Genomic DNA, 24,344 nt, shown 5'->3' on the forward strand with positions numbered 1-24,344 from the left:
GCACACGCAAACCCGCTATGATCCTGTATTTCTAGCAGGTTGCACGGAGCAGCGTCTCCATTATATGCCGCTTCCGAGACCCGCATGACCGCCTGTAAGCAAAAAGAGCCCCGGTTTCCCAGGGCCCGATGTTATCCTTATTAGTCTGCTTCTATTAATCCATATCGCCCGTCGCTGCGTTTATACACGACATTCACTTCTTTAGTAGTAGCATTCGCGAACATGAAGAAGCTGTGCCCAACCATGTTCATTTGAAGAATTGCTTCTTCTACGTCCATAGGTTTTAATAGGAAGCGTTTGGTCCGAACAAGCTCGTAGTCTTCCTCCTCCTCCAGCACCCGAACTGCTGCGCCATCATCTTTGAACATCGTGCGAATGCCGCTTTCTTTGCGATATCGGCTGTTAATTTTAGTTTTATGTTTGCGAATTTGACGATCCAGTTTGTCCACTACCAAGTCGATGGAAGCATACATATCCTCGCTTTTCTCCTCGGCTCTTAGCATTGCGTTCGAAAGTGGAATCATGACTTCAATGACATGTTTGCCTTTCGTAACAGACATGGTAACGTTTGTTTCGGAGGTAATCGGCTCTTCAAAATACTTTTCTAGGCGGCTTAGCTTCTTCTCGACATATTCGCGCAAGGCGTCTGTCACCAAGATGTGTTGACCTCGAATGTTGTATTTCATGTGGCATTCCTCCTTTTACATAGTCTTATTATAACACCCTCCGTGGGCGATCTCAAAGCTATTTTCTGTATTTTGTGAATTATTTAATAATTTAATAGTTGGAAGTTTCTACAAGTAGATTTGTGGGTAAAAACAAGAAAAAGCCCTGGTTTCCCAGGGCTTCTGCCGATCACATACGGTTAAGCGCGTACCATGTATTATGTGGCCGCTTAACAGCGGTATGATTACAGTTTAGTAACGTTTGCAGCTTGAGGACCGCGCGCGCCTTCGACGATGTCGAATTCTACGGATTGGCCTTCTTCAAGTGTTTTGAAACCTTCGGATTGGATTGCGGAGAAATGTACGAATACATCGCCGCCTTGTTCTGTCTCGATGAAACCATAACCTTTTTCTGCGTTAAACCATTTAACTTTACCTTGCATTGAGAACATTCCCTTCATCTTCAAATAGCTGCGAGATCACTAGGCGTGGCCCACAAATCGAATATAACACCCACTTCACAATATTGTCAATAAGTTTTTGTAAGCGAATACATTGCTGATTTCATTGGTTTAATTTTTTCGCCATATACAAAAAACGCACCCACTCGGGTGCATTCATGTCTCTCATCGTATCACTAGTTCCTCTCATCGAAGAACATACTGTTGTCTACTCCGTATGCCCCTCCGGCGCCATAAGCGTCGCGTTGCACACGTGCACGGTTGAATTTATCCATGCCCAGGGTGGCTTCGTTCTTAAGCTCTTCCATACGCCCCAGAATGCGCGAGTCGAAGCTAAGAATGCGATCCACCTGCTCACGACTCGTGCTGTCGGCCGGACGGAGTGCAAATTGAGCTTGGATCGCCTCAATTGCACTCCCTCTTTGGTCCAGGAAGGCTTCGATCTGTTCCACAGTCGCTTCATGGATGTTCGCTACAAGCTGCATCGTCAACTGTTCTAATTCTTTCAAGGCTTCCATTACAATTATGAACTCCTCTGAACGCTCGCCACCGGTTTCGCGGCAGCGATCCAGGTTTCGCGAAGTTCGGTTAAATAACCAAGCACTTCTTCCACCGGAACTACGTCTTTCTTCAGGTTCGCTTCCCTTAGACGGATTTTGAAATAATCGTACAGCTTCAGCAGTCCGTCAGCCAGCTCCGATTTACGATCCAATGTGATCTCAAATTCCGCAACAATATCTTGAACCTTCACCAGGTTACGATGAGCGACTTCATGCCTACCTTCTTTGATGGCCAGAATGGCCGCTTTCGAGAATCGAATCGCACCATCGTAAAGCATGATCAACAATTGCGCAGGTGAAGCCGTTTGGACGGAGTTGTCGAGGTATCTGTTCTGTTGTGCTTGCATCATCAACGTTTCCTCCTATTATTAGCCCCCAATAGAGCTCATCAAACTCGACGATTGGGAATTCAACTTACTGATCGCTGTCTCCATTGCGGTAAATTTCTTGTAGTAATTGTTCTCCATATCTACTAACCGGCTGTTCCATGCAGCAATTTGATCATTTAACTTGGATAGCTGCTTGCCCATGATGCTGTCTGACTTCAGAACCTCATCCGAGAATAAGGATGTACCGGCTTTGCTGGAGAGATTCTCTAATGTCCCCTTCAGATTGCCGTACATCTTCTGAACAATCCCAACATCAGACTGATCCGCATCCCCATTGCCGGCTGCCGAGAACAGAGCCAATACCGCATCCGGGTCTGTCTCAATAGCCGTCTTGAGCTTCTCTTCATCCGTTATGGACAGCTTACCGTTATCTAAATAGTTAGTTGATCCGATTCCAATGGAAGATAACGTTGTGTAATTAGCGTTCCCTGTGTTCACAACGGTAGAGGTAACGGTTCGCAAGGAAGCAATCGCTGAAGTGAAAATACTGTCATTATGCAACAGTCCCGTCTTCGCTTTCGTCTCCCAAAGCTTAATGTCGTCTTCCTTCATATCTTTTCTCTGATCTTCAGTCAACGGCTGGAAGTCCCGATTTTTCTTCTCCCCGACTTTGTCCTGTAAGGTCTTCAAGACATCATTATAATCCGCGATGAAGGTCTTAATGGAATCTACGATCTTGGCCGTATCGGTAGATACCCCGATGGAAGTGGCCACATATTTGCTTGGATCTGCTTCTTGTCCCGCTGTACCTGTAAATACACTCTTCTGCTTCAGGACGATATCCATGTTGTTGACAGTGAATGAGTTACTCTCGCGTTCTGTGGCAATACCGTTGATCTCGAGTTTGGCATTCTGAGCTTTATCGCCAACTGCAACAGTAGCAGGTAATTTTAAAATGTTGGCGGCAAAACCACCTGTATCATTCGTGATGTTAATATCTGCATTCGTCCCTGTCGTCTTCGTCGTAAAACCAATTTGACCCGTGAACGAATCATAAAAGGCATTCACATTCGTCGTCTTGTTAATACGAGTGATCACATCATTGAGTGAATCCACACTCGTATCCACATCAATCTGAGTACCATTAATTTTAAAGGAGTAATCCGTTCCTGCTCCTACATTAGGAGTAACTTGCAGTAAAGCCTTCTGATCTTCGAGCGTTTTAGATGCGTCAAACACAGGATCCGTAGGAGTACCAGGAGCTTTGCGGATATCTGCCCCCGTCATCTTAGCTGAAGTTGCAAGTAACATGACTTTAATCGTAGTTGTACCAATCGGCGCATCTGCTCTGGCAGTAGCTGTAAACACTTGATTATCACCACTGATTGTCGTCAGCTTGGCTCCGAGTGTTCGATCGGCTTTGAAGTTGAACACTTTATTGTTGCGGAAATCGAGTAATTTCTTATTCAAATCCTTGTAAGCGTCACGCTGCCATTCAACCGTTTGCTTCTGCTGCTTCAGTTTATCTGCCGGCACCTTACCTGCTGTCATGAGTTGCTTGACTATCGTATCGATATCCATGCCTGAAGCCATTCCATTAATCCTCATTACCATTTCGTTACAGTCCTCCTTCCGACGCTACTATCTCCGCTCGTCGATCCATATGCCGGCTTTCTCGCACATTGCGGCTACCATATTCAATATTTTCTCTGGCGGTACTTCACGAATGAGCCTGCCCGTATCCTTCTCGACGACTTTCACCATGATCTGCTTTGTTTTCTCGTGGATAGAAAATTCACAAGAAGTCGCCACACCCATAACCGCTTTGTTTGCTTTCTCAATCGCTTTAATCAACATTTCTTCGCCAAGCGGCACCTTTACACCTGTGTTCTCGGCTTGCTTTAATTCCCTTGCATTTTGAAGCACAGGTACAGCGATCTGCTGCTGATCTGACACGATTTGCCGATCATTGGCAGTATTAGTTATAGGACTGCTTATGGGAACAGAATTGCTGATTGGCAAATTCGTATTCATAACGCTTTCCTCCCGACGGTATATTACTTCTTATATCGGTGTTATAAGAGCAATCCTGTATAGCCTAGTGAAAAAATGTATGCAATAAAAAAGAGACCCGACAGTCTAGGATCTCTTTGTTTCTCACGGGATTCAGCTTCCTCCACTATTTATTTCATGAAATTCACTCAACTTCTGTGAAAGTTCCTCTTTAAGTTTTTCGACTATAAACATGTCATCATATCCGTTAAACTCTCCTCTATTCTCCAGAATACTGACAAGCTCTTCTCCTGAGTGAGGTTTAATCCATTTTTCTTGTTTGTAACAGTATAAATTCAATACTCGCGCTGGATTACCAATTACGACACAATGCGATGGGACATCAAAATTAATTACAGCATTCGCACCAACTACACTCCCATGCCCGATTGTGATATTCCCAATTAGCGTTGCAGAATGGCCAATCCACGCTCCGCGTTTAATTGTAAGTACATTGTCCTTACTTTGAATACCTTGACGATTTATAGGTAACTGCGGGTTTCTATATTCGTGTTGTGAATCAGAGATATAAACTCTAGGGGCAATCAATACGTCCTCTTCTACTATAATTTGGTTGAAAGATTCAATGATTGAATTCAAACCTATTAAAGTTCTATCGCCGATTTTCATCCCTATTTTTTCGTTTTGATTGCCTACTGAACTACAGATTAATTGTACATTATGTGCCAGTGTTACATTATTACCAACCCAGATTTTGCTGCCGTTTGAAATATTAACGCTATTCCCCAGACTAACGCCGGTTCCGAAATATAACATTTTGTCAGGAAAATCGTTTGCCATTGTAGCACTCCTCAATAATTCATCTAAAAAAAAGACCTCGGATTTTCATCCAAGGTCTTTTTTTAACTACGCATAAATTAACGAAGCAATTGAAGAACGCCTTGTGGTTGTTGGTTAGCTTGTGCAAGCATAGCTTGCGCAGCTTGTGCAAGGATGTTGTTCTTAGTTTGCTCCATCATTTCTTTCGCCATATCAACATCACGGATACGGGATTCAGCTGCAGTCAGGTTCTCGGAAGCTGTTCCCAAGTTGTTGATTGTGTGCTCAAGACGGTTTTGAACCGCACCAAGTTTGGAACGCTCGCTGGAAACAGTAGCAGTTGCTTTATCAAGAACTGCGATTGCTTTAGCAGCATCGTCTTTAGTGGAGATGTTAAGTGCAGCTTCGCCTTTAACGTCATCAGTTCCGTTTGTTACTGAGTTAGCAGCTGTGAAGCCTGCATCGCCTGCTTTAGCTGTGATACCCAGAGCTTTAGAACGCATATCGGAAATTTCAAGGCTCATGGATTGGCCAGTGTTAGCACCGATTTGGAACGAAGTTTTGAACTCTTCTTGAATTCCGCCATCAGTAATCGAAATTTTACCTTTACCAGCCAAACCAACATAAGTATTATCTGTGATGGTCAACTGTGTCAAAGTAGCACCTTGTGCGATTTTAACACCAGGAACTTTTGAGCCAACTTGAGCAGCAATGTTTTTAACAAGTTCTTTCACTTTATCGCCGTCAGCTGCCTCAGCATTAGCCAGAGCTGTACTGATATTAACGCCGATTGCATCGCCTTTATATTCGCCGTCATTTGCATTGTAGAACTCGATTTGTTGGCCGGCAATTGTCATACCTTTGCCTACAAGAGCTTTAATAGCAGCATCTGTAGCTGTATTGTTAGCAGCAGTAGTACCTGCAGTATCTAGTCCAGCAAAGTCAATTGTTTGCACTTCTTGCGTATGAACTGTTGTACCAACAGTTGCTGCTCCACCAGTTGCTGCTGTAGCCAGAGCTAATGAGAAGCTTACTGTTGCAATGTTACCAGCATCGCCTTTTGCACTGCCTGCCGCAGTCGCAGCCACAGTTAATACGCCTGCTGCATTAGTAGCCGTGAAATTACCTGCTAACTCAGAATTTTTTCCAATAGCAGTTGTTAAAGCGGACGACAATGCAGTACCAAAGTTAGCTGCAGAAACAGTACCGCTATACTTAATCGTAATTTCATTTCCTGTTGCATTAGCTGTATCAACTACTGCAGTAGTAGCTGTTACATTCGCTGTATCTTCTACAAGGTTTACTTTGATTGCTTGACCATTCAATGTAAATGTTGCAGATTTACCATTATCACCTGTAACTAATGTACCAAATGTAGTCGCTTGTGAAGCTTGAGTATTAACAGTGTTACCAGCTGTAGTAGTAGATGCAGTGTAGCCAGTTTTAGCAAGGCTAACTTTGCCATCGCCTTGAAGCAACTTTTGAGTATTGAACTCAGTAGTGTTACCTACGCGGTTGATCTCGGAAGTCAGTTGGTTCATCTCATCTTGTAGCGCGCCACGGTCAGCATCTGTGTTAGTTCCGTTAGCCGATTGGTTAGCAAGTTCGCGCATACGTTGAAGGATGCTGTGAGTTTCGTTCAAAGCGCCCTCAGCTGTTTGGATAAGGGAGATACCATCTTGGGAGTTCTTAGCAGCCATGTCCAAACCACGGATTTGGCCACGCATTTTTTCGGAGATTGCTAGACCAGCTGCATCGTCACCAGCACGGTTGATGCGAAGACCGGAAGACAATTTCTCGATGTTTTTAGCTGTTGCTTGGCTGTTAACACCCAATTGGCGGTGCGTGTTTATTGCTGTGATGTTGTGATTAATTCTCATTTTTTTCTTCCTCCTTGAAGTTGGGTAGTTCTCCACATCCTTGTGGAGACCTTATGGCTGTTCCGTAATCAGGTCGGCCGCCATGTTGCGAAACAGCGCCTATTGAATATATCGACGGTCACTTTGCTATTCTTTATAGCAAATTCCTCAAAAACAAAAAAAACGACAAAAAATTACGAGAACTCCGCTACGTTGCTCATCTAACCAACAAAAAAACCAATGCCATCTAGGCATTGGTTTTTTTGTCCGCATTACTTGGAATTTGGAAACTCTTCAGATCCGCTAAGTTAAGCTGCTTCTGCAACGCTTGTTTATTGCTCTCTTGTACCGCATCATATACTTCCTTGCGAAGAATGTTCACTTCGCTCGGTGCTTTGATTCCTACTTTAACCTGATCCCCATCGATCGATGAAATCACAATCTCAATATCATTGTTTAACAGAATCGACTGTCCTTTTTTCCGGCTCAATATTAGCATGATTGTTCACCGCTTTCCAATTGAACGACTTTGAAGAGAGGTTCCTTGGTACTGTATCTGCTAGACGGAGGGAGAACACTTTGTTTGCCTTGTCCATTCTTCATATTCAATAGAATTGGCGCGAGTAAATTAATGGTTGAATCTGCGAATGGTTCTGTAGTTGTCACAATGGTTAGGACACAAACATCCTCAGGCGCTTCGATTTCAAGCAGCTTCTTGTCCTTTTCCTCGAGTTCAAAGGAGTAATCCTGATCTGCAGCAAATGGCGAAATGACTAAGAAGGAAATATAATCATGCTCCAGGCTTTGTAAATAGGCAAAATGGGAATTCTCTTCCACTACTTTTATTGAGAACTCATTGCATTCCTCGAAGCCTAGAATGCTTCCGTTTAATTGAAACGTTCTACCTTGCAAGAAATCGAGCATTGAAAAATACCCTCCTCTAACAGATAATGCTATAGCTTGCGCTATAGCATTTCAAATTATTATATGTATTTGTCGTATTCGCCCACACTGAATTCAACGGAGTTTCTTTGCCTTAAGTACACTTCTACCGAACCCGGATTATACTGAGTCTCCGGCTTACGCGGCGTGTACTCAATAATCGGCTTCTGGGCTTCAATGTTGATGATTGGCGCGTGGGCTGTATAACGAACTCTTACATTATCCACGGAAGCCTCTCCGGTGTAAATAATCCGATTTCTATGCTGAAACGCTTCTCTTCCAATCTCAGCAAATGCATTGTTGGGATTCGATATTTGGGCCATCCGATTACCGTCTTCAACGATCTTCGCAATAGCCTGCAGCGCACAACTCTTGTACTGACTGTAAATCGAATTCATCCACTCTAAATGAGGCCCTGCACCTAATGCCGTGAAGGCCGCTGTAGAATCGACTTCAAGCTCACCTCGCGGCGATTGAATGTCTACTATAGCCTGCGGCTGCTCGATCGACAAATCTCCGGGCGGAGATTGCATTTCCAAGCTGGCATTGTTCGTTTGAATACCGATCTGAGCATAGGTTTGATGAATCGATAAGCGCGGAAATTGAAATTCCAAAGCAATTCCCCCAATCGGATTATCTTATATAATCCAATAAGCTAGGCTGGATGATCTTGGCTCCGATAGACAAGGAAGCTTGATACACGTTCTGATCTTCCTGCAGCTTCGTGATGATTTCTGCCATATCGGCATCTTCGATTTTGGAATCCAAGTCTGTCAAGTTCACATCAAGATCCTTAATACGGGCATCCATCAAATCAATCCGGTTCGATCTTGCGCCAACCTCTGCACGGACGTTCAGAATTTTGTCCATTCTGCTGCCCAATTGTCCTAATAAGTTCTGCACTTGTTTCTGATCCCCAGTAGAGAATGCGGTTTGGAGCCCCCCCAGTACCGTGAACAGATTATCCGGCGTCGTAGCGGCTGCCGGCGGGGCTGGATTAGCTGCACCGAATACGGCATCACCTGTCACATTAATCGGAATCGTAACACCGGCTGCAAATTGATACATAATGGATTGCGTATCCGCTTGCTCTGTTTGCGCACCAGCTACCGTATAAGGATCTGTGTCCGTAAATTGTCCGTTAAATATAGCCTTACCATTGAGCCTGTCATTTCCCAGGGAAACCGCTTGTTGGTAGAGCTGGCCCATCTCTTCGGCAATCGCATCCAACGCAGATTGGGGGTTCGCGCCGTTGGCTCCTTGAACAGTCAGCTCATTGGCACGCTGCATAATATCAGTCAACTGCGATAGGACAGTATCCGTATGATCAACGAAGGATTTGGCAGAATCAATATTCTTCTGGTACTGTTCATTGGCAGAAAGCTCACTGCGATACCGCAATGCATAGGTAATACCGACCGGATCATCGGAAGGTGAGTTTATTTTCCTACCCGTTGAAAGCATATTCTGATGCTTGTCCATACGGCTCAAGTTATTATTCACGTTTCTAAGCAGCTGCGAATGCATCATGCTTTGCGTAATTCTTAAAGACAACTTCATCCCCACCTATCTTAGATATTACCGGCCAACCGTACCCGTACCGTTAATGAGCTTCTCTAGAATCTCATCATAGGCTGTCATAAACCGAGCTGCCGCGCCATATGCATGCTGGAACTTAATCATATTAGACATCTCTTCATCGATCGAAACACCGCTGACAGCTTGACGGCTGGAGTCCACTTGCTCGGCAAGCACTTGCTGATTGTTAAGCTGCCGCTGCGCCTCTTGTCCTTGGACCCCTAACTGTCCAACGATGGCTCTGAAATAATCATCGATGCTTCCGGTTGTTACGCCGCCGCTTGTTGTCGTAAAAGAAAACTTGGAATCTTTGAAATTCGATAACAGTACAGCAAGTGTGTTGTTACCTTTAACCGCCGTCTCGCTGCTCCCGGTCCCGGTTGTCCGCAGTGACGTCGCGATTAAGCTGGCATCAGCAGCAATCGTTGGATTTAAGCGGATGCTATCAGCCGTAATATCGCCAGATGCAGAGGTGAAGAAATCCTCTCCTGCTTTGGCAGGGGTATCGAAGGTATAACCTAATTTATGCAGACCATTAAGTCCGTTAACAATGACTGTAGTATCCTTTGCGAGCAAACGAGTCGAGCCTGCGAAAGTCAAACTGCCGCCATCCGGAGTTTTCAATGTTGTTCCGTCCGGAAGCATCGATCCCGCTGGAATGGTGATCGTAACCTCTCCGTTGGCAATGGTGTTGGCCAGCACGTTCAGTTGATTCTGGTAATCAGCGACATACTTCTCTTTCGCAACGAACATCCCGAATACTTCGCCGCTATTCAGGTCACCGGAACCATCTCCAGTACCAAAAGCAGCTGTAAGTGCATCTACAGAGGTTGGTGTAGCAGTTCCGCCTGTAGTCAGGTTTATGCCGCCGACTGATATATCATAGCCAGCACCTGTATTAACCACATTAATATTCACGATTTTGGACAAGTTGTCGGTCAGCAGATCCCGCTGATCTCTTAGATCGTTTGCGTCATTGCCTAATCCTTCAATCCGTGAAATTTCTGTATTTAAATTAGAAACCGTTGAAATAATGGAGTTAATTTCATTGACTTTAACCTGAATGTTATTGGACAAATCCGTACTTAAATCGCTTAACTGTTTGCTCGTTTGATTGAAAGCATCCGTCAAAGCGATTGCACTCTCGCGTACAATCTTCCGGCCTGTCACATTCTCCGGATCTTTACTTAGATCAGACCACGACTTCCAGAAGTTGTCGAGCACCGTACGAATGCCTGAATCCGAGGGTTCATTCACAATACTCTCCAGCTTATTGAGCGTGTCGGCTTGTATCTCCCAGTTGCCCAGAGACTTGTTCTCGTTCCGAAATTGATCATCAAGGAAGGACTGGCGAACGCGAGTAATGGACGAAAACTCTACGCCTGTTCCCAACTGTCCGGGTACGTTGGATCTGCTGATGCCCGGGTATTCCATGGGTCTGGAGGCTTGCATATTCACTACTTGTCTGGAGTACCCTGCCGTATTGGCATTCGAGATATTGTGACCGGTTGTATTTAATGCAGCCGTCTGCGTGAACAAACTCCGCTTGGCTGTTTCAATGCCATGGAATGTAGAACTCATTGCAGGGTTGCCTCCCTATCCTCTTGTATCAAATAAGCCGTTGCGCGAATTTCCGTATCCGGGACTAAGCGGATGCTGGTATGTAACATCGCCGTGCGGATCCTCGACCAACAAATCTATCGAATAATCAATGAACTTAAGCGACTGTTCGATAAGCTGCTGGTTCAGCTGACTGACCTTCTGCAGCTCATCAAGCAGTATGGTAAGTTCCTCATGAAGTTCAGTTAGCTTCTTCTTATCTTGAGATGCTGTGACCGTCCGTATCATCTCGCTGATCTTGCCGCCTTTGTAACGAAGCATCCCAATACCCGAGAAATATTGGCCGGAAAGTCTCATTCGCTGCTGTTCCAACTCCTCAGCCGTCTTCAGCAGCTTCCGTTCTTTCTGAAGCGTAGCGTTTAGCTTCTCCACTTGATTGTGGACAAGATAAGGCGTCTTCTCATTGGCCAATGCCAGCAGCTCTCGGTATACGCCCGCCTGCTGCTCAAGCGTAGCGATAATTGTTTCCACGATCACAAGGATTCACCTGTCTTGTTGTTAGTTTTTAAGAAAAGGGAGCAGCTTCTCTGCGATTTTGCCCGATTCCACATGATAGCTTCCGGTGCTTACGGATTGTTTAAGATCATCAATCAGCTTAGCGCGATCATTGTCATTGACACGACTGGAAGAGAGCATCTCCTGTGCTTCGGCGGATATTTGCACTTTATCCGTTTTCCGTTTGCGATCAAGCGCATTCGCCTGCTGCTCGCTTTGCTTCTGGTACGGATTTACTGCATTGATCCGGTGCGATTGATTTATCTTCATCATAATCCCTCCAACAATTAAAAAAGCCGATAACTCTGTATAAGAGTATTATCGGCAAACGGGTGTAAATATTTAGAGATTTTAAAACTCCGCTAAATAATCAGTCTCTACCACGTTCTAAGTTCCGATAGGCAGAGGCTGCGGAGGTCGGTGCCTTGAATTGATCTTCTTCGGATCTGTTTGCAATTTCTTGTTTTGCTTTGCTGACTTCTTTCAACAGCTTAGCCCTGCAACTGTCGCATTTGTTATTGTCCCGGATGAGTACGCCGCACATTTCGCACGGATACATCAAATTCGGAGCACCTACCAGTGAAATTCTGCCCTCACGAATAAACCTCGTGATTTGTTTTATAGAAACACTCGTCGCGTCTGAAAGTTCGTTGATGTTCGTGCCTTTATTCTTACGCAGATAATCTGCGCAAACCGTATATTCATTATCAATCTGTTTAATGCAATTCGGACAAACATCGCGGAAGTTCTTAGCATACAGTTTCCCGCAGCGAGGACAATTTCCAAGATCCATCTTTCACTGCTCCCTTCGAGTCTAGCCACTTGTGACTCCATATTAACTCAAAGATAGACAAAATTCATCATTTATTTGAACGATAATCATAGAAATGGATCTGCTAGGAACGAGCAAGTGTAAGAACGAATATCTGAACATCCAAATGAGGCTCCGATTGCTCTATAACCTCTCTCAGCGCCAATGCGCAGGAATTCGCCGTACTGCCGGTTGTGTAAATATCATCGATGATTAGCAGCTTTATCGTAAGCTGGTCGATGAGCTTGAGCCGGATAGCAGTAAGCATCGCTGCAGTAACATCCAGATCAGCCGCAAACAGCTGCTTGGTATCTCGCAGTCTCGCCATTCTTGTTTTGAAGCTTTGTTTGTCACTGTGCCGTGTGCGTCTCAGAACGTTATAGAGTGCTAATGCTTCTCGATCAGCAAGATAGGAGGCTAGCCGCTCAGCTTGATTGAAGCCCCGCTCCTGCAGCCGTTCGCTGCTTACCGGAACTGGGATAATGGCATCGAAACGGAACGCGGATTGGCTGTCGATGCCGGATTGTTGTGCAACCATACTGCGATATGCAGTTAGCAGCATTTCGCCCAAAATGGGAGCCAGCCCTTCATGACCGCGATATTTGTAGAGCGCCAGCCATTGCCGAATAACGGGATCGTAATGTACAGCCGAGCGATTGCAAATAAAAGCTGCTTCTTGACGGCGACTGCAATCCGGACACCATTCAGGCCTGCCGCAAACTGTACAATAAATCCGTGTAATCCAGGGAATTTGGCCAAAACAGTGCTGGCACAAATCCGGAAAATGGGCATGTCTCGGCGATCGGTTACCTGTCTTGCCACAAATGACGCATACTGAGGATCGGGTTGAGAGCATAGACGCGGTAGTCTGGGATGTATGTTGGAAAAGCTGTTGAAGCTTACGCAAGATAGTTGATATGGAGTTGGTTAAAAGGTTTGGAAGGATGGGCAGTCACGTCTTTCCGTAATGGATTTCGTATAGTACTGGCTGGCTCTGGCCGGTTATAAAAGATACCCTCTTCGGCGGGCGATTCGATTCATACTCTTGATTTGACGTATGGCCGACTGCTGTGCGCGTGTACGGGAAGAACCGTAGAAATAGACACGTCCGGCCGGATCATCCTTTGATCTGCCGGCTCTGCCTGCCATTTGAATGAGAGATGCATCGTCAAAGAGCTTCCCGTCCGCATCCAGGATAAACACATCACTCTTGGGGACTGTGACCCCACGCTCGAGAATCGTGGTAGTGACGAGCAGTCGGATGCTGCGATCCCGGAATCGGATTACTTTGTCTGCTCGATTGGGATCTTTGGAGGACGTACCCTCCACAACAATGTAGGGAAAAGCATGGCGGAGCCGTTCCACCAGAGGTTCTACATCCCGAATTTGCTGGGCAAATACAAAAAGCTGAGCGCCTCGGTTTATGGACTGCCCGAGTGTCTTAAGAAGCTGGCGTGGGAGGCTGCGCTTGTCCAGCATTTTGCGCACTGTCGGGATTTGGCATTGCATCGGTACCGGAAGCGGATGACGGTGGAACCGAACCGGTACGCGCACATGCTCGAGTCTACCCCGTTTTGCTGCTCTTCTGAGTTCTGCGGGAGGCGTGGCGGATAAAAGTATGTTTACGCCATCAGGCCTGCATACATTGTCCGCGGCATAGTGCAGCATCTCATCATTGTGATAAGGAAAGGCATCGATTTCATCGATAACAACGAGATCGAACCCTTGGCGAAAACGGAACAGCTGATGCGTTGTAGCCAGCGTGATCTCTCCTTGCTCCCAGCGCTGCTCGCTGCCGCCATATAGCGTTACAACAGCTGCAGCCGGAAAAGCTTTGCGGATCCGCGGATCCAGCTCCAGCACGACGTCTCTGCGCGGTGTCGCTATGAGTGCTCTACCCCCACGCTGAAGACAGGCCTCGATGAGCGGAAAGATCATTTCCGTTTTGCCCGCTCCGGTGACTGCCCATAGCAGAAATCTGCGCGGGGTTGATTGGTTGGCGGGGCTGGCCGCCATGAAGCTGAGGGCGGCCTCGGTGGCAGCCTTTTGTGCGGGGCTGAGGCCCCAGGATGGGGCGATGGTGGGGGCGCTTGGCGTGGAGGTGGCGTTGGATGCGGGAGCGCTGACCGCAGGAGATGCGTCGGACCCAGGAGCGCTGACCGCGGGGGTGGCGCTGGACGCGGAAGCGCTGATCGCGGGTGAGACGTTGGCGCTTGGTGCGAGCAACCGCGCTGCTGCGCTGCTCGGCATGCCGTGGATGAGCAGGCCGCATTCGCGGCTGCGGCCCATCGTGAGGCATGCCTCGCAGTACGCGCATGCGCGGCCGCACGCGGCGCATGCGGTTCGGCGCATGCGCGCCGTGCCGCTGCCGCACCGCTGGCAGCGGAGCCGCGGGCGCGGCCTGGCGCCTAGCGCCTCCCGCCACCGCAGCAGCCGAGGCTGCGGCTGCGGGGCGACTGCGCCGCCTAGGCGCAGCTGGCCAAGCAGCGCGGCCAACTGGAGCGCGGGGGCCGCCGCGCTCCAAGGCACCGCCGCTGCGCCGGCCAGCCCGGCCGCACCCGCGGCCCCAAGCAGGGCGAGCGCTTCGCTGCTGAGCAGCGCTCGTCCCTGCAATAGCGCAGCGGCGCGACAAGCCAGCGCCGCCAGCACCTGCGCCCCCTCGCACAGCTCGGCAGCGCGAACCACATAAGCATGTGCATCCTCGCGTCCTCCAGCCGGCAGGCCCATTCGGGCATCATACGCCCATGCTTCATGAACAAGGCGCGTCAGCACCTCGCGCATCTCCTCCTGCCCCGCTCCGCCGGGCCAACGTTCCACGACCCTTGCCGCCAAACCAAGCGGCAATTCCTCGCTCCACAACACCACGATGTGCAATCCCCAGTTGCCCCCACTCGCAGCCTCTCCTCCCTTACCCGCCCCTCGCAGCCTCTCCGCTCCGCCCCCACCATCCGACACCCTCTCCGCCTCTTCCCGATATCCAGGCACGAGCCAGTACGCCATATCCACCTCCGGCGCAATTGACCACATCGCCCTTGTTCTCCCCTTGTCCCCAACCGCATATAAGAACACTTTCATGAAGGCCAGCACTCCTTTCCTACTCTGAACTCGTTTTATCGCGTCCTTACAACCCCACAAAACAACAAAAAAGCACATCCCAATCCGCCTCTTAGGCAGATCATACGGGTGTGCTTCACTCGTCTATATGCAGTTGAATAGATTATACATTGTGCCTCGCTATTTTCGCAATTTACTTTTTGCGAAGCATAGCAGCTGCCAGTAATCCTCCGTCCATTATCATTCACCTTTAGAACGGAAGCTTCGACAGATCCGCAGGATCCCTTAAATCAATTAGCACCGCATGGTCTTTCACAGAAACAACGCCTTCAACCTGGAGCATCCAGAGCAAATTTGTCGGCTCTAATTTGCTATGCTTCTTAGCGCGGCCATCCGGACGCCGCCGTCCTGATATCCGCAGCTTCGTGCGAAAGCGATGCCATTTCGGCAGACTATCGCCTTCATCCTTCGAACTCGAGTGTTTCTCACTTTGCCCAGATAGACGCTTCTCATCCTTCGCACTTAAGTGTTTCTCACCCTGCCCGGCTAGGCGTTTCTCATCCTTCGGACCCGCATGTTTCTCACTTTGCCCTACTACACGCTTCTCATCCTTCACACCCGAACGTTTCTCACTCAGCCCACCAGACACTTCATGGGCTTTGACCGATGCAGGTCGGCTCAGCGTCTCCGGCAAGCGGCCGTACTCATCTGGCGAGGCAGAGGAGTGAAAATGGACATTCATGCCGTGCTTGGCAAAACACCGAGCAATACTCATCGTTTCATCCTCTGAGCCGCGGTCCACGACAGTCACTTTCACTTCTGTGCCAGTAAAATGAGAAAAACGCCGAAGCGAGCGCATATACCATTCCATCTGCAGTTGTTCATTACCGGCGATGAGGACGTAATGCTTGATATGACGTTCCCGTCTCCAGGTAAGTGCGGATACGGCATGTACGGCAGCCGCAGCCAAGGCGTAACAACCGAAGATCCATAACAAGACTGGAATCAAGGCAGCCACCTCCTTTTTTGTGACATCATATGCCGTAAACCGCCCATGGGTGACGGACATTCACGGACAAGTCGCAAAAAAGGGGCATGCGTCCCTGCGCCGGCCCCATAACTTCATTACCCTACTGCCCTATGCACTCACGCATTCACTCTCTTATGCCGTACGCCCGCACTCACACACTCACTCTCATATGCTCGTACTTCCGTACCCTTGCAAGCCCTACTCCTCCATCCCCCAACCCACAGGCAGCTTCCTACCCGCTGCCATAAACCGCTGCAGCCCGCGATCAAGCTCTACCTTCTTATCGCTCGGCAGCACCACCGTCAGTTGGCAGGAAGGCGTCGAGGCCATGAAGGACTTCCTTGCTTCCGGCTGCTTAAGCGTTACGTACATGGCGTCGCCAACCAAGTGAGTTTCCAGCAGCTCAACTGAGGCAGGAGCCTTTTCCCCGCTTCCAACTTCATAGCGGCAGGAGCCGAAAGCTTGCACCTGATCAGTTCCACTGGTATCGGAATCCATCGTCACCGAGCCGTTCCAGTAATGCTCATCCTGGACGACGATCCGCTTCACGGCAGCCCCGACCTTCTCTGATACCTGCTCTGCTTTCACGCGAACTTCCTTCGCGCCGATCGAGCCCCGTATCTCATCCATCAATCCCGTAGCGTTTACCGTTGTGAAGAGAAGACAGCTGCCGCCAAGAACGGCAACCACGATAATGCTGAATAGATCATAGCGAAGCACCGGCTGTTCCGTTTTACTGCGCCACAAGTAAATAATAATCTCAAGGCCAACCAGCACAAAGAGCATCGGCCACCAAATCATCCCCTGATCCAGCCAGCTTATTCCACCGAACTGAACAGCAACAAGCAATATACCCATTGCGATAAGTGCCGTTCCCATCGACCAAGTACCGACTCGCCATTGTCTCATTCCGGCTTCACCGCCCTCTGCTTGCTTCCTGACAGAAGCTTAACTCCCGCTCCGATAAGCAGCAGCGCCGTAATTCCAGTTTTGAAATAATAGCGGATATCCGACGTTAGCTGCCAATCTCCCCATACACGCTGCACATAGTCAAGAAGCAGACGATCCGCCGTATAGTAGAGGCCGAGCGCTACTAGCGCGATTCCGAGCCATTTCTGCCTATGAATAAGCCAATCGACGATCGGCACATCCTCCAGCTGACCATCTCCGTTATTCAAGCGCGACTGCTGCTGCAGGGCATCGAAGAAGGAGAAACACCACAGCAGCGGCACCATGAAGAGGAATAAGGACAGCTGAAGCACATCCAGCAGGTAGATGGAGAGCAGGAAGCCTGCCATAAGCTGCAGACCTCTCTTTTGCAAACCGAGATACATATGACCCGCTCCCGGCAAAATCGATAATACCGTCGATAACCACCGGCTGCGTTTGCCGCCTTGACGGTGATCCTCCCAATCATCCAGAATGGACCGATCCTGCAGCGTCTCCCCGGACTGCTTCAGACCCACATGACGAATGGCATCAAACATGCCGAACAGCCAAATAATCGGAAGCGCCAGCAGGAACGTTAGGAAACCCGGCTGATCCGCGAGCACCGCCACGAAAATGATCATCGCGAGCAAGCCGAAAAATCCGATCATCAGATTAAGTCCGCGCTGCATCAGCCCTAGCTGCAGATGACCCAGGCCCGGAATAAACGACAAGAGGATCGTATAAAACCGCTCGCTCGACTGGCCATTCGACTCCGGAGCGCCTGTCGCGGTGTATGTCATTCCGCTTGTCGTCTCCATCGGCATCGGGTGCGGACCATATACAGATTGTCCCGGTCCCGGTACCGGCGCCGGAATATGAATCTCCCTTGCACCGCTGTGCCGAATCAAATAAATGATCAAGTCCAGCACGCTGATCGCCCAGATCAAGAATGCAAAAAACAAAAACATAACCATAAAGCCTTCATCGTTGGCGCCTGCCCCTGCAATGAACGCGAACAGGAAACACAGCCCGATTGACAACAAATACAAGAGTCCGCGCCCGAAACGTCCTGCCTTCATATGCCCAATTCCCGGCAGAAAGCCCAAAAACAGCGTCGCCACTGGACTTTTAACCATACAATCATCTCGCCTTCTTCTTCGTATTATTTATTCGGCTTCTCGACCATTGCCTCGATTACCGCAGCGGTCCGCTCCATGATGGAGACGGATACCGATTCTTTCTTACTGATCTGATGCTCTTCCCACTGCTGCGGCTGCTCGGCTATGCGCTGAAACACGCCGGTAGACATGAGAACCAGCATGATGCATACCGCGATCAAATAGTGAATCATCGTTTGTTTGCGGCTGCTTCGTTTGACCGGACTCCGGCGCACGATGTCCACCTTCGGAGGAGGAATCCGGTCCTGCTCCATCTCGGCAATAGCCACCCTAATACGTTCCGTAATGGTTTCCGCTGCATCGCGATCCAGTGATTCAACCTCATCTACGCCGATCAGCAGCTCCATATATAATTCCAGGCAGCTGCTGCAGACGGCCAGATGCTCCTCGGCTTCCAGTCGTTCCTCTGCAAGCAGCTTATCCTCTGCATACCTCCGCCAGTAAGCCTCACCCTGATGCATCATTCCAAATCCTCCTCCTTCCAATGCTTGCGCATCCATTGTCTAGCCCTATACAGCTTAGACTCCACGCTTTTCACTTGCAGCTGCTCGTGCTCGGCGATTTCCTTGTACGGTCTGTCTTCCAAGAAGTAAGACCTCACCACGCGCCGGTATCCTTCCGGAAGCGTGCTGACCATCGCGCGAACACGCCTTTTACGCTCTCGCTTCAGTGCTTCGAATTCCGCAGGCGGTGCATGCCCCGCCGCAGCCTCTACAGACGGGCTTGCTCCATGCTGAGCAGATGAAGCATTCCCCTTCGGTCTACTCGGAGCCGCAAGCCCCGCTTCCCCTTGCGATATGGCCACTTGGCCGGCGCGCTGCAGCAGCGCCTCTTTGCGGGTGTTGCGTCTTCGGCAATCTATCGCGAGATTAACCGCTATTCGTGCGGCCCAGGCTTTAAAGCCGTCACCTCGATAGTCCGAGAGGGAGAGATAAATCCGCACGAACGTCTCCTGCAGCGTATCCTCCGCATCGCGCTGATCACGCACCACGCTCCAGATCAGCCGATACAGCTCATCCCGATACCTTGCGACCAGCTCCGTGTAAGCCTCGCGATTTCCGTTTTGAATTTGTGTTATCAGCGCCTCGTCTCGAATCTCTCTCCCCCCTCTCTCCTATTTAGACGACTTCAACCTCGCCTACCCCTGCACCTGCTAAATAAAAAAAGCTCCTGCATCATGCAGAAGCTTCTCTCGTTTTTATGTATACGTTACAGCGTGACCCAGCCGTATTTTATTGCACTGATAACTGCCTGAGTCCGATCGTCCACTTCCATCTTTTGCAATATGCTGCTGACATGGTTTTTGACCGTTTTCTCACTGATAAACAAAAACTCGCCGATCATCTTGTTGCTCTTGCCTTCCGCCATCAGACGAAGCACCTCAGCCTCACGGCGTGTCAACGGGTTGTTCTCGCTTGGAATGAACTTCACGCCGGCTTCACGTGTTGCAGCCGCCCCGGAGGTTGCACCGATTTCATCGAGGTAGGTCATGCGGCGAAGCTGGTTAATCAGTTTGCCTGTTACCTTCGGGTGTATGTATGCATATCCGTTTACGACGGAACGAATCGCGTTCGCAAGTGCTTCCGCCTCCATATCCTTCAGCAGATAACCGCATGCACCTTTGCGCAGCGTTTCAAATACGTAACTCTCATCATCATGAATCGATAGAATAATAACTTTAACCTCCGGGAAAATATCGCGCAGACGCTCTGTTGCAACGACCCCGTTCTCGATTGGCATATTAATATCCATTAGGACGACTTCCGGCTTATTCTGGTTGCAGAATTCCAGTACTTGGATGCCATCGTTACACTCGCCGATTACTTCCAAATCATCTTCCATATTGAGAATCCGTTTCAGACCTTCACGGAATAACTGATGATCGTCGGCAATCAATACTTTAATTTTGCGTTTAACGCTTACATTCCTTGCTTCCATCGTTATTTTACTCCTTTCTCTGTTCCCCGTTAATAGGTATATGAATGGTTACTTTCGTGCCGTGGTCGATCGTGGATTCGATCTCCATCCTTCCATCTAGCAGCTCCACGCGTTCACGCATCCCGATCAGCCCAAAGTGGACGCTGTTTTTTGCACGAGATTCGATTTGATCCACATGGAAGCCGACACCGTTATCTTTGACGACAATTTTAACCATTTGAGCTTGGTAAGTTATCTCGAGAATGACAAAGGTAGGATTGGCATGTTTGAATGCATTGCTGAACGCTTCTTGAACCATCCGGTAAATCCCGGCTTCCATCGCGGATGGCAGCCGGATTTCTTTACCGATCGTTTCGAACATCGTCCGAATTTTGCTTTTCTCTTCATAATCCTGAATATATTTACGCAGTGTAGGTACAAGTCCTAAATCATCCAAGGCCATAGGTCTTAGGTTGAAAATGATTTTGCGAATTTCCTCGATACCGGAACGCACCTGACTCTTCAAATCTATTAATTCTTCCTGAACGATTTGAAATTCCTGCTTCACAAGCATTCTTTCCGCAATTTCCGTCCTTAGCACTATATTCGCCAAAGATTGCGCAGGTCCGTCATGAATTTCTCTGGCGATCCGTTTACGCTCTTCTTCTTGGGCCAATATAATTTTGAGACCGATCTGCTGCCTGTTCTTCGCCGACTCCAAAATGCGGGTCACTTGGTTCAAATCACCCGAGAGATATTCCAGCACAACATTGATCTGCGATGCTATCGACTCTGCGCGTTCAATTGATTTCTCAACGTTGCGCACACGTTTCTGCAAATCATCCCTGCGGGCTTTCAAATACGTTTCTTTCTCACGGAACACCATGAGCTCTAGCTGCAACTGTGTCGCTTTCTCATAAGCCGCCTTTATATCCTCTTCTTTATAGCGGACAAAGTCGCGGCTTACCTCCGTCAAACGGATACGCGCTCTGCGATAATCCAGCTCTAGCTTATCTACCTTGTCGATAATAGCCGCAGCTTCAGCAAGTACTTGGTTCAATTCCTGACCGAGAGAGAACATTTCCTTGCGCGCTGACTCGCAAATTTCAAAAATTTGATATTTGCTGTCCTCCATCACTGAGACCGCGTTCTTGATCACGCGATCGATGTCGTTTATGCGATAATCCAAGATGTCTCGGCCCACTTTCTTCAAGTTATACTAAAACTATCATATCACATAACCGTTAGTAGGCGACCATCTCATTCAACGGTAATCGTACCCAATTTACCGTCCCAATTTACGTGTAGGCCCAATTGCTCAGACACGAGTCTAATCGGGACTAATGTACGACCGCTTCTCGTAATTGGAGCTACTTCAGACTGTTTTCGGACGCCGGTTAATAGGAAATCACTTCTTCCTACCCACATTTCCAGCAGCTTATCGCCGCGAAGTACGGACACGCGTTTAAGCGCAGCTTCCCATCCGATTTGTGCGCCCATAGCCTCTGTTACAAAGCGGAGCGGCAAATAAGTCGTACCGTTCAGTAGAAGCGGTGCTACGTCCATCTTATAGGGCTGACTGTCGACCTTTGCCGATTTAGAACCAACCTTCAGTTCGATCTTCACATGTTTGGGTTCTGCAATTACCGCCGGATACTGGAATGCCAGGTTATCCATAGCCAATGTTCCTGCAAGCGCACGCTCATCCTGACCATCCTCCAGGGAGGCCACATAGAGTCGTTTCAATGTGACTGGATACGCCATTTGGTCAGCAGGCAAATTGACTTTGATCTGCTTCCAGCCGATCCAGTCTACCTGTTTGGCAAGGGTCACCAAGTGTGTTGCGCCTTTGCTATCAATAAACTCAGCTCGCATCCAGTTCAAGCTTCCATCGCCCATGACATCTACCGTCATCGCCGAAGGGTTGCCTTCTACTTTGCGTCCGGTACCGTTTAGCACGGCGTATGCCGCCTTAGTACCGCTGCCCCCGGTAAAATCATACTGCAATTGCAGGACGTTCGTTGTATTGTCGCCCGGTAGTCCCGAGACAACTGTAGAGATTCCCACTACACCATTCGTACCTTGGAACGAAATTGGGTAGGTCTTCCCTTCAAAATCATCAAATTTTTTGTCGCTTCCTGCAACAAGCGCCGTCATCGCGGAGAAACCGTCATAACGGGCGATCAAATAGCCTACGGATGCGGACGGATTTACCGTTCCGATGGTCAGTGTATTCCCGCTCCATGCGCCCGTAAAGCCGCGCAGCTCCCACTTCACCGAGGACGCCGGTACTGTCAGCTGGCGGCCATCGTTCAAGGTTACATGCACCGGTGCGGTCAGCGATTTCCCACTCTCTAGTACTAGTGAACTTGCATCCACAGTCATAGACGAGATCGATTCGCCGCCGATGACTTCAATATCCTGCTTATCGCTGATATCGCCGGATTTGACGCTAATGGATGTCTTACCTACTTTTGTCGCTGTAAACGTACTACCGTTAAAGGTGCCCAGTGCATCTGCACTCTTCCACACCGGAGTTAACGACCCGGGATCTACCGGATTGTAGTAGGTGTCATAGGCTTTCATCGAATAGGCCGCTTGCTGCCCGAGGAACAGTACGCTGCTGCCGCTTGCTTTAATCCCTTTCAACTGGCCTTGCGGAGCCGTTGAGAACACGCCAAGGCCATTAGCTACCTGGCGCTGCGTATCGCCATATTCCGTTGGGAATGCCAATTGTGTGCTAGTATCGCCGAGCGGTCGCGCGATCATGGTCGTGGAACCGCCGCCATCGAGGTTAACGCCGCGCCATACGGATAACTGCACCATGAGCTGCTGCAGCTCCGGCAAGGTTACGCCTTGGCTGCTGCCGCTGTCTTCGACCGTAATAAGCATGACCTTCGTCCCGTCTTTGGAATAGCCGACTGCGGTACGTGCACGGTCCGTGTTTGGACTGATGCTGCTTGGGTTTCTTGTATAGGTCGCCGCTGCGCCATTATCCACGAGAATGGTGTGGCCGCCAATCAGCATTTGCAGCGAATTCGGGTCAATCTTCTGTCCCGTAGATTGGGCAATTAGATTGTAGGACGCGGTTACCGGCTGTCCGACTTGAAGATGCTCCCGCGCATATTGCGCTGCCTTACCATGCGTCCGAAGAATATAGCCGTCCACTGGGATTGTGTTGCCCGGAATCATGCCATTGTCGACGAATTGCGTGACGATGCCATTCTGTACAAGCACCTCCGTCGGGGTTGTCGAGCTGTCCGTGACATCGGGACGCGACTGCGTCCAAGCGCTAGTGTAGATATACATCGCATTAGCATGACTGAATGCATTGTCCGGTTCCGTACGGTAAGCTGCCTTATTAATACCGGACAGCGTGAACGTCGAGCCATCGCCTGCCGTTACGCTTCCTTCGAATCCATAGGAATCAATAATTGGTTTCCGATCTACCGTCACGGCAAAAGCATACATGCCCGTCAGCTTCGAGGGACTGACAGACAGCACCCCTCCGTTAACTTGCGCGCCGATTGGGCTCCCTTTGCCATTAGCCGTGTTAAAATAATCGCCGTTAATGCCGGCAACCGCGCCTGTCTTGCTCACCATGTTGCCAACGGAGCTCACGCTGGATACCGAACCGGGTTTACCGTTCATTACATCGAGCTTAACGTAGGGGTTAGTCAGATCGATCTCGATAACATGCACTCGGGATATTACTGCCCCTGCCCCCGGCTTGCTTGTCCAATTATAGTCGACGCGCTTGGCGCCGGAAGTAATCATCTCTTCTGACATACGAACGAGTTGCTGCTGTTGTTGTTGAGTCACTTGTGTAGTTGTCGTTTGGGGTACGGCCTCTGTCTCGCTTGCTGCTGCGGCAGTGGATGACCATGCTATTGTGGAAATCGGCTGAACGAGCAGCGCTGCGCCCAGCGTCAGTGTAAGCAGTTGTTTGCCGGCCTGTGCGGTCTTCTTCTTCTCTACTAGTTTGCGCATTACTCTTGCAACTCTCCCATCACAAAAATGTCCTATGATGGTTAGACTATGAAACTAGTAGAAAAGTTACGTGTGATAGAAGACTCCTATCAA

General features: G+C 49.0%; 27 protein-coding genes. All 27 read right to left on the reverse strand.

The genetic code is table 11. The features are described 5' to 3' along the window. Positions 1 to 140 precede the first annotated feature (140 nt). Positions 141 to 686 (reverse strand): ribosome hibernation-promoting factor, HPF/YfiA family, encoded by a 546-nt coding sequence (gene hpf, locus AC6ESO_RS22615; RefSeq protein ID WP_494819280.1) that lies wholly within the window; start codon positions 684 to 686, stop codon positions 141 to 143. Between the two features lie 224 nt (positions 687 to 910). Next, positions 911 to 1,108: a cold shock domain-containing protein gene (locus tag AC6ESO_RS22620; RefSeq protein ID WP_090575545.1), complete on the reverse strand. Its 198-nt coding sequence runs from the start codon at positions 1,106 to 1,108 to the stop codon at positions 911 to 913. Between the two features lie 194 nt (positions 1,109 to 1,302). Then, positions 1,303 to 1,644: a flagellar protein FliT gene (gene fliT, locus AC6ESO_RS22625; protein ID WP_497093383.1), complete on the reverse strand. Its 342-nt coding sequence runs from the start codon at positions 1,642 to 1,644 to the stop codon at positions 1,303 to 1,305. Positions 1,645 to 1,649: 5 nt separating this feature from the next. Beyond that, entirely contained in the window at positions 1,650 to 2,036 is a 387-nt protein-coding gene (fliS, locus tag AC6ESO_RS22630; RefSeq protein WP_497093384.1) for a flagellar export chaperone FliS, read from the reverse strand. A gap of 18 nt (positions 2,037 to 2,054) precedes the next feature. Beyond that, on the reverse strand, positions 2,055 to 3,629 hold the full coding sequence (fliD, locus tag AC6ESO_RS22635; RefSeq protein WP_497093385.1) for a flagellar filament capping protein FliD: 1,575 nt from the start codon (positions 3,627 to 3,629) through the stop codon (positions 2,055 to 2,057). A gap of 27 nt (positions 3,630 to 3,656) precedes the next feature. After that, on the reverse strand, positions 3,657 to 4,049 hold the full coding sequence (locus AC6ESO_RS22640; RefSeq protein WP_497093386.1) for a flagellar protein FlaG: 393 nt from the start codon (positions 4,047 to 4,049) through the stop codon (positions 3,657 to 3,659). A 132-nt stretch (positions 4,050 to 4,181) separates the two neighbouring features. After that, complete coding sequence (locus AC6ESO_RS22645) at positions 4,182 to 4,868, reverse strand: acyltransferase (RefSeq protein WP_497093387.1); 687 nt, start codon at positions 4,866 to 4,868, stop codon at positions 4,182 to 4,184. 77 nt (positions 4,869 to 4,945) lie between these two features. After that, complete coding sequence (locus AC6ESO_RS22650; RefSeq protein WP_497093388.1) at positions 4,946 to 6,727, reverse strand: flagellin N-terminal helical domain-containing protein; 1,782 nt, start codon at positions 6,725 to 6,727, stop codon at positions 4,946 to 4,948. A 226-nt stretch (positions 6,728 to 6,953) separates the two neighbouring features. Continuing rightward, complete coding sequence (gene csrA / locus AC6ESO_RS22655) at positions 6,954 to 7,205, reverse strand: carbon storage regulator CsrA (RefSeq protein ID WP_497093389.1); 252 nt, start codon at positions 7,203 to 7,205, stop codon at positions 6,954 to 6,956. Beyond that, on the reverse strand, positions 7,199 to 7,630 hold the full coding sequence (gene fliW / locus AC6ESO_RS22660) for a flagellar assembly protein FliW (protein WP_497093390.1): 432 nt from the start codon (positions 7,628 to 7,630) through the stop codon (positions 7,199 to 7,201). The genes csrA and fliW overlap by 7 nt, the downstream gene beginning before the upstream one ends. Before the next feature lie 59 nt (positions 7,631 to 7,689). Further along, positions 7,690 to 8,262, reverse strand: a complete 573-nt coding sequence (locus AC6ESO_RS22665) for a DUF6470 family protein (RefSeq protein WP_497093391.1) — start codon at positions 8,260 to 8,262, stop codon at positions 7,690 to 7,692. Positions 8,263 to 8,281: 19 nt separating this feature from the next. Further along, positions 8,282 to 9,202 (reverse strand): flagellar hook-associated protein FlgL, encoded by a 921-nt coding sequence (flgL, locus tag AC6ESO_RS22670; RefSeq protein ID WP_497093392.1) that lies wholly within the window; start codon positions 9,200 to 9,202, stop codon positions 8,282 to 8,284. A gap of 24 nt (positions 9,203 to 9,226) precedes the next feature. After that, entirely contained in the window at positions 9,227 to 10,807 is a 1,581-nt protein-coding gene (gene flgK, locus AC6ESO_RS22675; RefSeq protein WP_497093393.1) for a flagellar hook-associated protein FlgK, read from the reverse strand. 15 nt (positions 10,808 to 10,822) lie between these two features. After that, a complete protein-coding gene (locus AC6ESO_RS22680; protein ID WP_497093394.1) occupies positions 10,823 to 11,317 on the reverse strand; it encodes a flagellar protein FlgN in 495 nt (164 codons plus the stop codon). A 27-nt stretch (positions 11,318 to 11,344) separates the two neighbouring features. Beyond that, positions 11,345 to 11,611, reverse strand: a complete 267-nt coding sequence (gene flgM, locus AC6ESO_RS22685) for a flagellar biosynthesis anti-sigma factor FlgM (RefSeq protein WP_494819626.1) — start codon at positions 11,609 to 11,611, stop codon at positions 11,345 to 11,347. A gap of 100 nt (positions 11,612 to 11,711) precedes the next feature. Beyond that, complete coding sequence (locus AC6ESO_RS22690; protein ID WP_497093395.1) at positions 11,712 to 12,134, reverse strand: flagellar protein; 423 nt, start codon at positions 12,132 to 12,134, stop codon at positions 11,712 to 11,714. 103 nt (positions 12,135 to 12,237) lie between these two features. Further along, on the reverse strand, positions 12,238 to 12,714 hold the full coding sequence (locus AC6ESO_RS22695) for a ComF family protein (protein ID WP_497093396.1): 477 nt from the start codon (positions 12,712 to 12,714) through the stop codon (positions 12,238 to 12,240). Beyond that, positions 12,705 to 12,974: a hypothetical protein gene (locus AC6ESO_RS22700; RefSeq protein ID WP_497093397.1), complete on the reverse strand. Its 270-nt coding sequence runs from the start codon at positions 12,972 to 12,974 to the stop codon at positions 12,705 to 12,707. The genes AC6ESO_RS22695 and AC6ESO_RS22700 overlap by 10 nt, the downstream gene beginning before the upstream one ends. Before the next feature lie 180 nt (positions 12,975 to 13,154). Further along, the gene (locus AC6ESO_RS22705; RefSeq protein ID WP_497093398.1) at positions 13,155 to 15,227 is read right to left on the reverse strand and encodes an ATP-dependent helicase ComFA; all 2,073 of its coding nucleotides are present in this window, start codon (positions 15,225 to 15,227) and stop codon (positions 13,155 to 13,157) included. 229 nt (positions 15,228 to 15,456) lie between these two features. Continuing rightward, positions 15,457 to 16,215 (reverse strand): hypothetical protein, encoded by a 759-nt coding sequence (locus AC6ESO_RS22710; protein WP_497093399.1) that lies wholly within the window; start codon positions 16,213 to 16,215, stop codon positions 15,457 to 15,459. Positions 16,216 to 16,434: 219 nt separating this feature from the next. Continuing rightward, positions 16,435 to 17,145, reverse strand: a complete 711-nt coding sequence (locus AC6ESO_RS22715; RefSeq protein WP_497093400.1) for a LiaI-LiaF-like domain-containing protein — start codon at positions 17,143 to 17,145, stop codon at positions 16,435 to 16,437. After that, positions 17,142 to 18,302 (reverse strand): hypothetical protein, encoded by a 1,161-nt coding sequence (locus AC6ESO_RS22720; protein ID WP_497093401.1) that lies wholly within the window; start codon positions 18,300 to 18,302, stop codon positions 17,142 to 17,144. Before AC6ESO_RS22720 ends, AC6ESO_RS22715 begins: the two co-directional genes overlap by 4 nt. A gap of 26 nt (positions 18,303 to 18,328) precedes the next feature. After that, complete coding sequence (locus AC6ESO_RS22725) at positions 18,329 to 18,808, reverse strand: hypothetical protein (RefSeq protein WP_497093402.1); 480 nt, start codon at positions 18,806 to 18,808, stop codon at positions 18,329 to 18,331. Further along, positions 18,805 to 19,440 (reverse strand): RNA polymerase sigma factor, encoded by a 636-nt coding sequence (locus AC6ESO_RS22730; RefSeq protein WP_497093593.1) that lies wholly within the window; start codon positions 19,438 to 19,440, stop codon positions 18,805 to 18,807. Before AC6ESO_RS22730 ends, AC6ESO_RS22725 begins: the two co-directional genes overlap by 4 nt. A 113-nt stretch (positions 19,441 to 19,553) precedes the next feature. Further along, positions 19,554 to 20,282 carry a response regulator gene (locus AC6ESO_RS22735; RefSeq protein WP_494819303.1) on the reverse strand — a complete coding sequence of 243 codons (729 nt, stop codon included), beginning with the start codon at positions 20,280 to 20,282 and terminating at the stop codon, positions 19,554 to 19,556. A 7-nt stretch (positions 20,283 to 20,289) separates the two neighbouring features. Continuing rightward, positions 20,290 to 21,450 (reverse strand): sensor histidine kinase, encoded by a 1,161-nt coding sequence (locus tag AC6ESO_RS22740; RefSeq protein WP_497093403.1) that lies wholly within the window; start codon positions 21,448 to 21,450, stop codon positions 20,290 to 20,292. A gap of 71 nt (positions 21,451 to 21,521) precedes the next feature. Then, complete coding sequence (locus AC6ESO_RS22745) at positions 21,522 to 24,251, reverse strand: stalk domain-containing protein (RefSeq protein WP_497093404.1); 2,730 nt, start codon at positions 24,249 to 24,251, stop codon at positions 21,522 to 21,524. Positions 24,252 to 24,344 lie beyond the last annotated feature (93 nt).

The sequence above is a fragment of the Paenibacillus rhizoryzae genome, from assembly GCF_059686995.1.

Coding starts and splice junctions, on each gene's coding strand:
- hpf (WP_494819280.1), bottom strand. CDS start 686: ATGAAATACAACATTCGAGGTCAACACATCTTGGTGACAGACGCCTTG.
- AC6ESO_RS22620 (WP_090575545.1), bottom strand. CDS start 1,108: ATGCAAGGTAAAGTTAAATGGTTTAACGCAGAAAAAGGTTATGGTTTC.
- fliT (WP_497093383.1), bottom strand. CDS start 1,644: ATGGAAGCCTTGAAAGAATTAGAACAGTTGACGATGCAGCTTGTAGCG.
- fliS (WP_497093384.1), bottom strand. CDS start 2,036: ATGATGCAAGCACAACAGAACAGATACCTCGACAACTCCGTCCAAACG.
- fliD (WP_497093385.1), bottom strand. CDS start 3,629: ATGGTAATGAGGATTAATGGAATGGCTTCAGGCATGGATATCGATACG.
- AC6ESO_RS22640 (WP_497093386.1), bottom strand. CDS start 4,049: ATGAATACGAATTTGCCAATCAGCAATTCTGTTCCCATAAGCAGTCCT.
- AC6ESO_RS22645 (WP_497093387.1), bottom strand. CDS start 4,868: ATGGCAAACGATTTTCCTGACAAAATGTTATATTTCGGAACCGGCGTT.
- AC6ESO_RS22650 (WP_497093388.1), bottom strand. CDS start 6,727: ATGAGAATTAATCACAACATCACAGCAATAAACACGCACCGCCAATTG.
- csrA (WP_497093389.1), bottom strand. CDS start 7,205: ATGCTAATATTGAGCCGGAAAAAAGGACAGTCGATTCTGTTAAACAAT.
- fliW (WP_497093390.1), bottom strand. CDS start 7,630: ATGCTCGATTTCTTGCAAGGTAGAACGTTTCAATTAAACGGAAGCATT.
- flgK (WP_497093393.1), bottom strand. CDS start 10,807: ATGAGTTCTACATTCCATGGCATTGAAACAGCCAAGCGGAGTTTGTTC.
- flgM (WP_494819626.1), bottom strand. CDS start 11,611: ATGAAGATAAATCAATCGCACCGGATCAATGCAGTAAATCCGTACCAG.
- AC6ESO_RS22690 (WP_497093395.1), bottom strand. CDS start 12,134: ATGGATCTTGGAAATTGTCCTCGCTGCGGGAAACTGTATGCTAAGAAC.
- AC6ESO_RS22695 (WP_497093396.1), bottom strand. CDS start 12,714: ATGCTGCTAACTGCATATCGCAGTATGGTTGCACAACAATCCGGCATC.
- AC6ESO_RS22705 (WP_497093398.1), bottom strand. CDS start 15,227: ATGAAAGTGTTCTTATATGCGGTTGGGGACAAGGGGAGAACAAGGGCG.
- AC6ESO_RS22715 (WP_497093400.1), bottom strand. CDS start 17,145: ATGAGACAATGGCGAGTCGGTACTTGGTCGATGGGAACGGCACTTATC.
- AC6ESO_RS22720 (WP_497093401.1), bottom strand. CDS start 18,302: ATGGTTAAAAGTCCAGTGGCGACGCTGTTTTTGGGCTTTCTGCCGGGA.
- AC6ESO_RS22725 (WP_497093402.1), bottom strand. CDS start 18,808: ATGATGCATCAGGGTGAGGCTTACTGGCGGAGGTATGCAGAGGATAAG.
- AC6ESO_RS22735 (WP_494819303.1), bottom strand. CDS start 20,282: ATGGAAGCAAGGAATGTAAGCGTTAAACGCAAAATTAAAGTATTGATT.
- AC6ESO_RS22745 (WP_497093404.1), bottom strand. CDS start 24,251: ATGCGCAAACTAGTAGAGAAGAAGAAGACCGCACAGGCCGGCAAACAA.